This is a genomic window from Hoeflea sp. (assembly GCF_039975035.1).
Taxonomy (GTDB): Bacteria; Pseudomonadota; Alphaproteobacteria; order Rhizobiales; family Rhizobiaceae; genus Hoeflea.
On record NZ_JBDWHW010000256.1, the window covers coordinates 1 to 11,113 of the forward strand.

General features: G+C 59.2%; 14 protein-coding genes and 1 pseudogene. 9 read left to right on the forward strand and 6 right to left on the reverse strand.

What is annotated here, in order from left to right; translation table 11 throughout:
• Nucleotides 1-6 precede the first annotated feature (6 nt).
• From rpsI to ABJN75_RS22905, 3 genes are all read right to left on the reverse strand, one after another.
• The gene (rpsI, locus tag ABJN75_RS22895; protein WP_348441968.1) at nt 7-489 is read right to left on the reverse strand and encodes a 30S ribosomal protein S9; all 483 of its coding nucleotides are present in this window, start codon (nt 487-489) and stop codon (nt 7-9) included.
• A 2-nt stretch (nt 490-491) separates the two neighbouring features.
• Nucleotides 492-956 carry a 50S ribosomal protein L13 gene (rplM, locus tag ABJN75_RS22900; RefSeq protein ID WP_348441970.1) on the reverse strand — a complete coding sequence of 155 codons (465 nt, stop codon included), beginning with the start codon at nt 954-956 and terminating at the stop codon, nt 492-494.
• 268 nt (nt 957-1,224) lie between these two features.
• Nucleotides 1,225-1,662 (reverse strand): PaaI family thioesterase, encoded by a 438-nt coding sequence (locus tag ABJN75_RS22905; protein ID WP_348441972.1) that lies wholly within the window; start codon nt 1,660-1,662, stop codon nt 1,225-1,227.
• A gap of 226 nt (nt 1,663-1,888) precedes the next feature.
• Between ABJN75_RS22905 and ABJN75_RS22910 the strand changes: the two genes are divergently transcribed.
• Together ABJN75_RS22910 and ABJN75_RS22915 are read left to right on the forward strand one after the other, a co-directional pair.
• On the forward strand, nt 1,889-2,713 hold the full coding sequence (locus ABJN75_RS22910) for an enoyl-CoA hydratase (RefSeq protein ID WP_348441974.1): 825 nt from the start codon (nt 1,889-1,891) through the stop codon (nt 2,711-2,713).
• A gap of 155 nt (nt 2,714-2,868) precedes the next feature.
• Nucleotides 2,869-3,303 carry a VOC family protein gene (locus ABJN75_RS22915; RefSeq protein ID WP_348441976.1) on the forward strand — a complete coding sequence of 145 codons (435 nt, stop codon included), beginning with the start codon at nt 2,869-2,871 and terminating at the stop codon, nt 3,301-3,303.
• Nucleotides 3,304-3,736: 433 nt separating this feature from the next.
• Here the strand turns inward: ABJN75_RS22915 and ABJN75_RS22920 are convergent, their stop codons facing one another.
• Nucleotides 3,737-4,096 (reverse strand): hypothetical protein, encoded by a 360-nt coding sequence (locus ABJN75_RS22920; protein ID WP_348441978.1) that lies wholly within the window; start codon nt 4,094-4,096, stop codon nt 3,737-3,739.
• Between the two features lie 146 nt (nt 4,097-4,242).
• On the opposite strand from ABJN75_RS22920, the gene ABJN75_RS22925 reads away from it, so the two are divergent.
• From ABJN75_RS22925 to ABJN75_RS22945, 5 genes are all read left to right on the forward strand, one after another.
• Nucleotides 4,243-4,782: a CoA-binding protein gene (locus ABJN75_RS22925; protein WP_348441980.1), complete on the forward strand. Its 540-nt coding sequence runs from the start codon at nt 4,243-4,245 to the stop codon at nt 4,780-4,782.
• 33 nt (nt 4,783-4,815) lie between these two features.
• Complete coding sequence (locus ABJN75_RS22930; protein ID WP_348441982.1) at nt 4,816-5,379, forward strand: hypothetical protein; 564 nt, start codon at nt 4,816-4,818, stop codon at nt 5,377-5,379.
• 239 nt (nt 5,380-5,618) lie between these two features.
• Complete coding sequence (locus ABJN75_RS22935) at nt 5,619-6,902, forward strand: O-acetylhomoserine aminocarboxypropyltransferase (protein WP_348441984.1); 1,284 nt, start codon at nt 5,619-5,621, stop codon at nt 6,900-6,902.
• A gap of 137 nt (nt 6,903-7,039) precedes the next feature.
• Nucleotides 7,040-7,840, forward strand: a complete 801-nt coding sequence (locus tag ABJN75_RS22940) for a hypothetical protein (RefSeq protein ID WP_348441986.1) — start codon at nt 7,040-7,042, stop codon at nt 7,838-7,840.
• A gap of 82 nt (nt 7,841-7,922) precedes the next feature.
• The gene (locus tag ABJN75_RS22945; protein WP_348441988.1) at nt 7,923-8,219 is read left to right on the forward strand and encodes a hypothetical protein; all 297 of its coding nucleotides are present in this window, start codon (nt 7,923-7,925) and stop codon (nt 8,217-8,219) included.
• Nucleotides 8,220-8,223: 4 nt separating this feature from the next.
• Here the strand turns inward: ABJN75_RS22945 and ABJN75_RS22950 are convergent, their stop codons facing one another.
• Nucleotides 8,224-8,712 carry a DUF6653 family protein gene (locus ABJN75_RS22950; RefSeq protein ID WP_348441990.1) on the reverse strand — a complete coding sequence of 163 codons (489 nt, stop codon included), beginning with the start codon at nt 8,710-8,712 and terminating at the stop codon, nt 8,224-8,226.
• Between the two features lie 106 nt (nt 8,713-8,818).
• Here ABJN75_RS22950 and ABJN75_RS22955 point away from each other — a divergent pair, with 106 nt between their 5' ends.
• Entirely contained in the window at nt 8,819-9,163 is a 345-nt protein-coding gene (locus ABJN75_RS22955) for a cupin domain-containing protein (protein WP_348441992.1), read from the forward strand.
• A gap of 6 nt (nt 9,164-9,169) precedes the next feature.
• Here the strand turns inward: ABJN75_RS22955 and ABJN75_RS22960 are convergent, their stop codons facing one another.
• On the reverse strand, nt 9,170-10,390 hold the full coding sequence (locus ABJN75_RS22960) for a cytochrome P450 (RefSeq protein WP_348441994.1): 1,221 nt from the start codon (nt 10,388-10,390) through the stop codon (nt 9,170-9,172).
• Between the two features lie 595 nt (nt 10,391-10,985).
• On the opposite strand from ABJN75_RS22960, the pseudogene clpP reads away from it, so the two are divergent.
• Nucleotides 10,986-11,113 (forward strand): annotated as a pseudogene (gene clpP / locus ABJN75_RS22965) (ATP-dependent Clp protease proteolytic subunit); the annotation flags it as partial.

Consider the following 11,113-nt stretch of genomic DNA (forward strand, 5'->3'; position numbering starts at 1 on the left):
GGCGAATTAACGCTTGGAGAACTGGAACGACCGGCGGGCCTTGGCCTTGCCGTATTTCTTACGTTCGACAACGCGGCTGTCGCGGGTCAGGAAGCCACCCTTCTTGAGAACCGCGCGCAGGCCCGGCTCGTAATAGGTCAGCGCCTTGGAGATGCCGTGACGGACCGCACCGGCCTGGCCGGAAAGACCGCCGCCGGTGACCGTGCAGACCACGTCGAACTGACCCTGACGGGCAGCGGCGACAACAGGCTGCTGGACAACCATCTGCAACACGGGACGAGCGAAGTAGGTGACGAAATCACGGCCGTTGACTGTAATCTTGCCGGTGCCCGGCTTGATCCAGACGCGGGCGATTGCGTTCTTGCGCTTGCCGGTAGCATAGGAGCGGCCAAGATCATCGACCTTGCGCACATGGACCGGGGCTTCCGGTGCAGCTTCAGCAGCGGTCACGGATGCGCCGAGCTCCTCAAGCGAATTGAGTTCAGCCATTATCAGGCGCTCCTTTTGTTCTTGGTGTTCAGCGAAGCGACGTCAAGAACGGTCGGCTGCTGAGCTTCATGCGGATGAGTGGAACCGGCATAAACGCGCAGGTTTTTCATCTGGCGACGGCCAAGCGGGCCGCGCGGAACCATGCGCTCGACAGCCTTTTCGATGATCCGCTCCGGAAAGCGACCTTCGAAAATCTGGCGCGCGGTGCGCTCCTTGATGCCGCCGGGATAACCGGTGTGCCAGTAATATTTCTTGTCGGTGTATTTGTTGCCGGTCAGAACCGCCTTTTCAGCGTTGATGACCACGACATTGTCGCCATCGTCAACGTGAGGGGTGTAGGTGACTTTGTTCTTGCCGCGCAGGATGTTGGCGATAACAGTGGCGAGACGACCAACGACGAGATCTGTCGCGTCGATAATCACCCACTTCTTATCCACCTCTGCAGGTTTCTGCGAGAAGGTTTTCATGGAGTTCTCTCTTCATTCAGGATCCGGGTGCGCCAAAAGGCAGAGGCCGGACGTTTCTTGTTGCTTGGGTTGTTCCGGGCGGCTGCAATACATCCGCTCCACAACAACTGATGCGCCGAAATTCACAAATTGCGACGCTGCGTGCTTATAGGGGAGGGCAAAATAGCCGTCAAGCGACAGGTTTGAAGTGCGGCTTTAAATAACAATATAAAAACAACAGATTAGGTGTGCGGTATAATAATACCGTACAAATTCTCGCCAAACCCGATCAAACACGGGGCGGAATTGAATAGGTCGCGGTGGCGTGAGCCACCAGTTCTCCGCCGGAATCACAAATGGCGATGTCGGTGACAACCAGCCGTTTGCCCAGTTTCAGGATCGTGGCTGTCGCGTTGAGGGACCCCGGTTCCGGCTTCATCAGAAAGTTGATGTTGAGATTGGTGGTAACCGCCAGCGCCACGCGTCCGATATGAGCCAGGATCACCGCATAAGCCGCCAGGTCCGAGAGCATGAACATGGTCGGCCCGCTGACGGTTCCGCCGGGGCGCAGATGTCGCTGATCGGCATTGAGGCGCACGAGCGCCGATCCGGGAGACACCTCGATCACCTCGATAGTGTCGCCATTGACTTTGATCTGCGGGAACACTTCGTCGAGATAGCTGGAGACTTCGGGGGCGGTCATCACGGGCGTGGCCGGTGTGGGCATGGGCAGTGTCCTGTTGAGGGAAGTGATATATGCGTTCGGGCGGGAGGGTGCGGGAAAATCACCCGTGATATTGAGATGGCACAATCGCCATCGGCCATTCTCCTCCCGGCAGAATCTTGTTGCCGGCAAAATCGCGGAAATTGCCGGTCTGGTCAACGCCGAGACAGGCTTCCCGCAACCGGTTGACCGCGCTAAACTGTGATCAAACACGAAAGGGTCTGTGCTGATGAACGTCGTTGAATTGAAACAGGATGCGCCGGGCGGTCTGGTGAAATCGCTAAAGCTGGGCAATGTCCTGCGCCTGGAGATGAACAATCCGCCGGCCAACGCGCTGTCGATCGCACTGATGCAGGCGCTCAAGGACGCGCTGGACGCGACGCGGCAGGACACATCGATCCGGGTGGTTGTCATCGCCTCGGCCACGCCGGGCAAGCTGTTTTCCGCCGGTCACGACCTGAAGGAACTCACCCTGCACCGCGCCGATGAAGACCGGGGCAGGGCGTTCTTTGTCCGCAGCATGAAGCTCTGTGCCGAACTTATGCAGACAATCGTGCATCTGCCTGTCCCGGTGATCGCCGAGGTTGATGGCCTGGCCACTGCCGCCGGTTGCCAGCTTGTCGCCTCTTGCGACCTGGCAATGTGCACCGACACTTCGGCCTTTTGTACGCCCGGCGTCAATATCGGGCTTTTCTGTTCGACGCCGATGGTGGCGCTCAGCCGCAACGTCCACCGCAAGCAGGCCATGGAAATGCTGTTGACAGGCGAAACAATCGACGCCTCGACAGCGCGGGAATTCGGGTTGATCAACCGGATCATGCCACGGCAGTACCTGAATCAGATTGTCATGAAATACGCCGAAGTCATTGCGTCCAAATCACCTTTGACCGTCAAGATTGGTAAGGAGGCGTTCTACCGCCAGGCCGAGATGTCGCTGGAAGGGGCGTATGAATACACCGCAGGCGTGATGGTCGAAAACATGCTGGCGCGTGACGCGGAGGAAGGCATGAACGCCTTCATTGCCAAGCGCATGCCGGAATGGACCGGGGAGTAAGGCCGCACAGCCGGGACCGGTCAGGGCCCGGCAAATGAATTGACAGGTGTCGGTTCGATCGATATGTTCTCGATATGTTCTGAAATGTCGCATGTCTTGCCTACGACGCCTGCCGAGGCGGAGGTTGACCCCGCCACTCAGCGAAGGAAGCCGCTATGACCCTTGCCCCACGCATCACCCTGATCACGCTTGGTGTCGCTGATGTCGCTGTCTCGACCGCGTTTTATGAAAAGCTGGGGTTCAAGCGGTCGTCGGCATCCAATGACAGCGTCAGTTTCTTTCACATGAACGGCACCGTGCTGGGGGTGTTTGGCCGCGATGCGCTTGCAGCCGATGCCGGTCTTGAACCAACCGCCGCGCAGAGCTTCGAAGGCGTCTCGCTGGCGCACAATCTGGGCTCGAAAGAAGAAGTTGATGCCGCCTGGGAGTTCGCGGTTGAGTGCGGCGCCGGACCGGTCAAGAAACCCCATGAAGTGTTCTGGGGCGGATATTCGGGCTATTTTTCCGATCCAGACGGACATTTGTGGGAACTGGCATACAACCCGTTCATGGAGCTGGGCGAAGACGGTCACATGATCCTGCCGGACTAATGCACGGCACGCGAACCGTGCGGTGGTTTTGCGATAACGCCATGCACATCAGGACCTTGCGCGCGGCACCTGACTCTGTTTGACGGCGACGCGTGAGTGCAATTCAAGCCTCGGGATGACGGAATGGCGATCGGCACGGAATTTCTCTGGCGCGCCGAAATGGCCTGACGCGCAAGGTATCAACGTTGCGGTGCTGCAGGTGGTTACCGACAATGCGCCGGCGCGGGCGCTCTATCGCTAGCTCGGATTCAGCACAGAACTGTTTGATTATTTCTACATGCAGCAGCCTCAGCCTTAATCCGCACTCCGCTCATACTAGTGGTCTGACCGAAACAGATGATACCCATCTGTTTCGAAAAGTCAGCCCACAAGCTATTGATCTGGTGAGGCGATTTGTCCTGGCAGATGGGAAGCATCTGTCAAGATCGCACCACTAGTCGATGATCCTGAGCAGCGGTCGGTTCCGGATCATGTCATCATCGCTGGCATTGGCGTCACAAGCGATCACCCGGCAGGCGTTGGTGTCGCGCGCCGGCACGCTGGCCCAGACGCCGATGGAGTTTCCGGGGCACATCAACGAGGAACCGACATAACGGTCATAGATCGGCAGACCTTGCCTGGAGGTATGGCGCAAGATCACGGCACCCTCGCGGACCAGTGCGGCGCGAATGGCGTTGCAATCGGTTTTTATGGTCTCTATCCGGCTGATGGCGTTTGCCGGACCGCTCGCCGCAGCCAGGGTTACACCCACAAGTGCGGTGACAAAGAGCAATTTGCCATCAAACATGCGCATCGGCATAACGGTTTCCTCCAGCGGGGCTCTATGATGAAGTCTATGGGCGCAATGTGTCGCAGGTTTGATCATGGGCGGGAACGGTGGCTTGACGTGCCGGTGCGCCGTTGCGACAACAATCGAGGATCTAGCTGGATATATTGCTGATGAATCACGACCAGTACGACAATTTCTACATTTCCGGCATCTTGCATTCGGTCCGGACCATAGCCGTGGTCGGAGCATCAGCCAACGATGTCCGTCCGAGCTTTTTCGTCATGAAATACCTGCTCAACAAGGGCTATCAGGTCATTCCGGTCAATCCGGGACAGGCCGGCCGCGAAATTCTCGGGCAAATGACCTACGCCAGGCTTGCCGATATCCCTGTAGCCATCGACATGGTCGATATCTTCCGTGCCTCCGATGCGGTGCCCGGCATCGTTGAGGAAGTGCTGGCGCTCGACCCCTTGCCCAAGGTGATCTGGATGCAGCTGACGGTGCGCCATGACGAGGCTGCGGCGCGCGCCGAATCAGCCGGCATCAAGGTGGTGATGAACCGCTGCCCAAAAATCGAATATGCCAGGCTGTCCGGAGAAATCGGCTGGAACGGCGTCAATTCCGGCGTCCTGTCGTCGCGCAAACCGGTGATGCGAACAGGTTTCCAGAGTTACGGGCTGCGCGACAAGCCGGACGACAACAACAACTGACGCTCGCAATGTCTGGGGCTTGCGGCCGGCTTCATGCCGATTTCACGCCACAGTTCCGGTGCATGGATGATGCCGGTTTTGCCGGGCGTGCCAGCCCGCAATGAACTGGAGCTGTGCAATGAACCATCCTGGCAGATCATCATGATCGGGATCTTCAAACTGATGCGGACCACCGCGTTTCTCGTTGTGCTCGCAGTTTCCCTGGCGACCACCGCTGTCAGCATGGGGATCTGGGCGATATCGCTCACAGCGCAAGTCTCGACAATGACAGCAAGTGCCGCCGCCGCTGCCATTGCCAATCGAAAAGCCATCGCCGCCGCCATGGTTCGCACCAAGGCCAAGGCGAGGTTGCGCCGCGTCATGGTCGCCTTGCCGATCGCCGGCGTGGCGGCTGCCATTGCTTTTGAAAGGCAGGACTACCTCGAATGGAAACAGGACAATCCCGTCCGCGATGTTGAGGACTATGGCTGCGAGGTCGGTACGGTGTCAGCCGAAGTGATCGACGATGTCCTGCAGGAATTGCCGGAGCAAGTGCGGCCGTCAAGGGACTGGCTGCTTGCCCGTCTGCCCGGTTGCGAGGCGGTGGATCCGGATTAGGAGGCGCCGGAAAGCTGAGCCTGACAGACCAGCGGGCATCCAGCCGGAACGTCGGGCGGTTGGCCGGCTCCCATTTTTGCCAGGGGGCTTTGTCACGGAATAATTTTCCACGACAGCTTGAACATTGAAGCCCGACTGGCGGAGAAGAACCGCGTGCGCGCAAAAATCTTCTTTGACGCTGGCGCGTACATGCGGGATAACCGCTTTCACAGTCATTTCGGGCACAAGGGGAGAGGTCCATGTCGAACAATCAGCCAGGTTTTGATACGCTTGCGATACATGCGGGGGCCCAGCCGGATCCGGCCACCGGCGCACGCACCACACCGATTTACCAGACCACCGCGTTCGTTTTTGATGACGCCGATCATGCTGCATCGCTGTTCGGGCTGAAAGCCTTCGGCAACATCTACACCCGCATCATGAATCCGACCCAGGCCGTGCTCGAAGAGCGGATGGCGGCGCTGGAAGGCGGCACTGCGGCGCTGGCCGTTGCCTCGGGCCATGCAGCACAGTTGATCGTGTTCCATACCCTGATGAGCCCCGGCGACAATTTCATTGCCGCCAACCGTCTCTATGGCGGCTCGATCAACCAGTTCGGCAAAACCTTCAAGTCGTTTGACTGGCATGTGCGATGGGCCGATCCGGCGGATATGAGCAGCATTGAAAGCCAGATCGACGAGCGCACCAAGGCGATCTTTGTCGAAAGCCTGGCCAATCCGGGCGGCACATTTGTCGATATCAACGCCATTGCCGAAGTGGCGCGCAAGCACGGCTTGCCGCTGATCGTCGACAACACCATGGCGTCTCCCTACCTGATCCGGCCGATCGAGCATGGCGCCGACATCGTGGTCCATTCGCTGACCAAATTTGTCGGCGGCCACGGCAACTCGATGGGGGGCGTGATTGTTGACGGTGGATCATTCGATTGGTCGAAATCCGGCAAATATCCGACCTTGTCCGAGCCCCGCTCGGAATATGGCAACATGGTGCTGCACGAAACCTTCGGCAACTTTGCCTTTGCCATCGCCTGCCGCGTGATTGGCCTGCGTGACCTGGGGCCGGCAATCTCGCCTTTCAACGCCTTCATGCTGCTGACTGGTGCTGAAACCCTGCCGCTGCGCATGCAGCGCCACTGCGACAACGCGCTGGCTGTTGCCGAATGGCTGTCCAGGCACGAAAAGGTCGCCTGGGTGCATTACGCCGGCCTGCCTGATCATGAAAACCACGCATTGCAGCAGCGTTATTCCCCCAAGGGCGCTGGCTCTGTGTTCACCTTCGGCCTCAAGGGTGGCTATGATGCAGGCGTCAAGCTTGTCGATGGCCTGGAGATGTTCTCGCATCTGGCCAATATCGGCGACACCCGCTCGCTGGTCATCCATCCGGCCTCGACCACCCACGCCCAGCTGTCACCGGAGCAGCAGGTTGCTGCGGGTGCTGGACCTGACGTGGTGCGGCTGTCGATCGGCATCGAAGACGTCAAGGACATCATCGCCGATCTCGAACAGGCGCTCGCCAAGGCCTGAGCGCTCGAGCCATGCTATTCTGGCCAGGGCCCGGCAACACGTTGCCGGGCCCGTTTTTGAATTGCAGTTGCACCTTTCGGGATGGTTGCGGAAAAGCTGCGCCGCTGCTTTGATGCACATCGAAGGAGGTCCGCGCCATGATCCGATTGTTCTTCCCGTTGCTGTGTTTGCTGATGCTCGGCTTTGCGCCGGCGCGCGCTCAGGTGCTGACTTCCATCCCGTCTGCTGTGGCGGACGACCCGAAAGCCTTCTGGGGCGCGGTCATGGAGGAATTTTACGGCTCCTATGACAAGCGCCGCAAATGCTGGTTCGGCACCGTTGGCTCGGAAAAGCTGTGCATGCGCCCGCATCTGGTGTCGACTGTGTCCATCAACAACACTCCGGTGCACTTCGTCGCAATGGCCGGTTATGCGCAGGACTCCGACGGCGGCCGTGCGGAATGTCATGGCTGCAGCGGAAAACTGGGCCTGGTTGTTTTGCAGCAAACAAATGAGCGGCTTGCAGTGGTGGCCAGGAACGGCCTGGCTGACGATGTCGGCTCCTGGGGAACAGTTCCACCAGAGGAAGCGTTTCGCGTGGTTGGTCTGGGGCCGGGCAATCATGGCTGGCTGATGGAGTTCTACTACACCGGCCAGGGCTACACAGAGGGCGGTGTCGGCGTCTTTGGTGCCATCGGCGACAGGATTGTTGATCTTGGCTTCATCTCAACTCATTCGGACAACGAGGGAACCTGCGGCGAGGATCTGGGCGTGTGCTACCGTCACAGCTATGAAATCCTGACCGATCCCGCCGCATCCGGCGCGCGCTTTGGCGACCTGATCGCCCGCAAGCTCGAAAGCACCAATGCGGCTGCGCCGGAAACGATCCGGATTCCTTTCGCCGAGCAGGAACTGAAATACCAGATGCCTGCGGCGCTCGAGGCGGCATTGGGCAACTGAGTTCGGTCCCGCTTGATCTGCCGCAACGTACACAGCTGCGCGCGGCGCTACACTCCAGCATAGTTTACATGCAGGAGGTCCCATGTTCACAGTTAATTCGAAATCCATAGCCCTGTCCGCAGCGGTCCTGCTTGGCCTGACGTCGTCAGCGCTTGCGCAATCGGCCAATCCTGCCTGGCTTGATCAATTGTCCGAGCAACTCGCCGGTGAGCAAGAGTGTGCCGTCGAGTACTATGTCAACGTCAGGGAAGCCCAGCTGGCGGGACGGCTGACATTTGAAGCCCGCGCCCAGTGTGCGGATGGCCGTCAGTTCGATGGATCGCTGATCGAGCCGGCTGAGAAGTTTACCATCAGCGAATGCGGCGTTCAGGTCTGCTGACGTTTTACCGATCCGTGGCGGCGGCCATGTCGGCCGCCAGCCATGCCATGCCGTCGCAGAACCAGAGCTTGAAGACCGAGGAAAGCATGGCCCCGGCAAAGGCCGCCCAGGGATCGAGCACCCACAGGCCGTAGGCGAGCGGGATGATGGACGCTCCCGAAAGCACTGACAGGATCATCGCCCGCTGCGCGTGGCGGGTCGGGATTTCACGGGTTTTTCTGTCAAGCCAATAGCGTTCGCCCAACACCGCTTGCGAGGCCCAGTTGTTCAGACTGGCCGGGGGCGGAAAGGCGCGCGGATTGACGAGTGTCCAGACGATCAGCACACCGACGGGCACGAGGCACCACCAGCCGATCCAGACGCGGCTCCAGATCGCGAGCGCCAGCAAGGCGAGGATAGGGACCCGGGTCCAGAAGCTGAACGGATTGGCATGACGCGCCCAGGTGGCGTCATCCATGCTCATAGATCTTTCAATTGCCTTGTCGAGGCGCATGGGTGCATCCTTGCAGGGACGTTTCGCAAAAAACGTCCCAACGTCGTATCATATTCATCTCCGGGCGCAACGTCCCCGGGTTCCACAGCACTTCATGCGAGTTATCATGACCAGCAAAAACCTCATTGCCGTCGCTGCCTCCGTCGAGGCTGACATCTCCAGACCGGACGCGGCAAAAGTGATCTCTGGGGATCCGGTTCACACCACCTGGAACCTGGAGGAGCGCGACGGACTTTATTGCGGCATCTGGCAATCCACGCCCGGCAAGTGGCGGATATCCTATGATGAATGGGAGTATTGCCACATTCTCGCGGGTGTGTCGGTGATCTGCGAGGATGGCGGTGAGGCTGTCACGGTCAAGACCGGCGACAGTTTCATCCTGAGGCCCGGCTTCAAGGGAAGCTGGGAAGTGATTGAAACGACTCGCAAAGACTATGTTATCCGGCTGTAGATCGGATCACGCAGGCCGTGATCCGACAATCAGGCTTTCAAGTCCGTGGAAATGGTAGCTGTCGCGATAGCTCGGCGCTTGGCGCAAACTGAGTTCCGGGTGGCGTGAAAACAGCACAGTCAGTGATTCCTGCAGTTCAAGCCGTGCCAGCGGCGCGCCGATACAAAAGTGCAGACCCGCGCCAAAGGTCACGTTTTTCTGGTCGCTGCGGCCAGGGCGAAACTCATGCGCCGCCTCGAAGGCTGAGGGATCGCGGTTGGCCGCACCAAGCAGCAGCGCCACCTGTTCACCCGGTTTGAGCGTGACGGGACCCAGGTCGACCGCCTCATAGGCGTAACGGGTGAACATATGCAGTGGCGCGTCAAATCTCAGCGCTTCCTCGATGCTTGCGGCGGCGAGCTCCGGAGTGGCGAAGAACCGTTGCGGATCGCCGCCCTGATCGAGAATGGTCTTCACCGCATTGCCGGTCTGGTGCACGGTGGCTTCATGCCCGGCATTAAGCAGGAGAACGCAGGTGGAAATCAGTTCGGCGTCCGACAGCTTTTCGCCGGTGTCTCGCACCGCGATCAGGGCCGACAGTAAATCATCGGCACTGGTGTGCCGGTGCTCCTCGATGTGGCTGGTGAGAAACGCGCCGAATTCCGCCGAGGCGCGATTGGCCCGTTCTTCGGTCTCCCGCGACCGGTGCGGCACATACATCTCGCACATGGCATGCGACCAGGCGAGCAGATCATCGGCGCGTTGCACCGGTACGCCAAGCAGTTCACAAATCACCGTCAGCGGGATCGGCGTCGCGAAGGCGGGCAGCAGATCGAATGGTTCTGAGGCGGGCAGGGCGTCAACCAACTGGTTGGCGAGGAAGCTGATACGTGGTCTGAGCCGTTCGACTGAGCGTGAAACGAAGGCGCGATTGACCAGCGTTCTCAGCCGCGTGTGCGCCGGCGGTTCGCGCTCGAGCAACGACCCGCTTTCGATCCGGTCGAAATCACCAAGATGCCCGCGCCCTTCGACCGGGTTCAAAGGCGCGCCCCAGCGGTTCTCGCGGCCCAGCCTACGGTCCCTGAGCAGCGCGTTGACCTGATCAAAGCCCGCCACGCACCACATGCCGTAGTCCCGCCAGAAGAAGACCGGCGAGGTGCGGTGCATCTCGGCGTAGAAGCGGTATGGCTCCTGAACGAAGCCGGGATCATGCGGGTCTTGAGAGACTGAGAACTGATGTGTGGTCATGGCGAAGACTTATCGCGGATTGATCCACGGCGAAATCCTGCGCCACGGATCAGATCTCATTTTTTGGGGATGACCGGGGAAAACACGCCCGGCTGGCAAAGACGACTTGTCCAACGCTTGATAACCTTGGCTTCAAGGGCCGCGGCACTTGCCCGAAACCCGTACACAGCCCCCGAGCTGGTGGATCTGTTGAAAACAGGCCGGGTCTTTTGTGCCAACCAGCGCAGATGATGCGTAAACCCCGGTCTTCGTGACGTGTTGAGACAAGTATGCCGCACGGTTTTTCGAAATGAACGCAAACTCCCAATCTCCCGCCATTGCAACAACCGCGAAGCATTGAGCTGCAAGAGCGCGTGAACCGAATGCGGTTGACAATTCCGCATGCGGACGTTTCCAGCCAGGGGAAATGACGGTGCAATGCAGACAAATCCCGAACCGTAACCTCAATTTAACGTGAGTGTTGAACAACACCATCCAGCCGTTTCGCTGCCTTGCGTCTTGAAGCGGCGGGGGGGCACACTCTATGTAGTGGGTTCAATAAGACTGATTCCCTGCGGGCCTTGCGTCTGCCGGGCCGTTTGACAAGGGAAGCGCAATGAAAAATACAGTCGATACAGCCATGGCCCTGGTGCCCATGGTCGTTGAACAGACAAACCGGGGCGAACGGTCTTACGATATTTATTCGCGGCTTCTCAAGGAGCGGATCATCTTCATCACCGGCCC

What these genes read in the sequence shown, in the direction of transcription:
- ABJN75_RS22950 (WP_348441990.1), bottom strand. Translation starts at nt 8,712, where the DNA reads ATGCGCCTCGACAAGGCAATTGAAAGATCTATGAGCATGGATGACGCC.
- ABJN75_RS22935 (WP_348441984.1), top strand. Translation starts at nt 5,619, where the DNA reads ATGTCGAACAATCAGCCAGGTTTTGATACGCTTGCGATACATGCGGGG.
- ABJN75_RS22960 (WP_348441994.1), bottom strand. Translation starts at nt 10,390, where the DNA reads ATGACCACACATCAGTTCTCAGTCTCTCAAGACCCGCATGATCCCGGC.
- rplM (WP_348441970.1), bottom strand. Translation starts at nt 956, where the DNA reads ATGAAAACCTTCTCGCAGAAACCTGCAGAGGTGGATAAGAAGTGGGTG.
- ABJN75_RS22940 (WP_348441986.1), top strand. Translation starts at nt 7,040, where the DNA reads ATGATCCGATTGTTCTTCCCGTTGCTGTGTTTGCTGATGCTCGGCTTT.
- ABJN75_RS22930 (WP_348441982.1), top strand. Translation starts at nt 4,816, where the DNA reads ATGCCGATTTCACGCCACAGTTCCGGTGCATGGATGATGCCGGTTTTG.
- ABJN75_RS22910 (WP_348441974.1), top strand. Translation starts at nt 1,889, where the DNA reads ATGAACGTCGTTGAATTGAAACAGGATGCGCCGGGCGGTCTGGTGAAA.
- ABJN75_RS22905 (WP_348441972.1), bottom strand. Translation starts at nt 1,662, where the DNA reads ATGCCCACACCGGCCACGCCCGTGATGACCGCCCCCGAAGTCTCCAGC.
- ABJN75_RS22955 (WP_348441992.1), top strand. Translation starts at nt 8,819, where the DNA reads ATGACCAGCAAAAACCTCATTGCCGTCGCTGCCTCCGTCGAGGCTGAC.
- rpsI (WP_348441968.1), bottom strand. Translation starts at nt 489, where the DNA reads ATGGCTGAACTCAATTCGCTTGAGGAGCTCGGCGCATCCGTGACCGCT.
- ABJN75_RS22920 (WP_348441978.1), bottom strand. Translation starts at nt 4,096, where the DNA reads ATGCGCATGTTTGATGGCAAATTGCTCTTTGTCACCGCACTTGTGGGT.
- ABJN75_RS22915 (WP_348441976.1), top strand. Translation starts at nt 2,869, where the DNA reads ATGACCCTTGCCCCACGCATCACCCTGATCACGCTTGGTGTCGCTGAT.
- ABJN75_RS22925 (WP_348441980.1), top strand. Translation starts at nt 4,243, where the DNA reads ATGAATCACGACCAGTACGACAATTTCTACATTTCCGGCATCTTGCAT.
- ABJN75_RS22945 (WP_348441988.1), top strand. Translation starts at nt 7,923, where the DNA reads ATGTTCACAGTTAATTCGAAATCCATAGCCCTGTCCGCAGCGGTCCTG.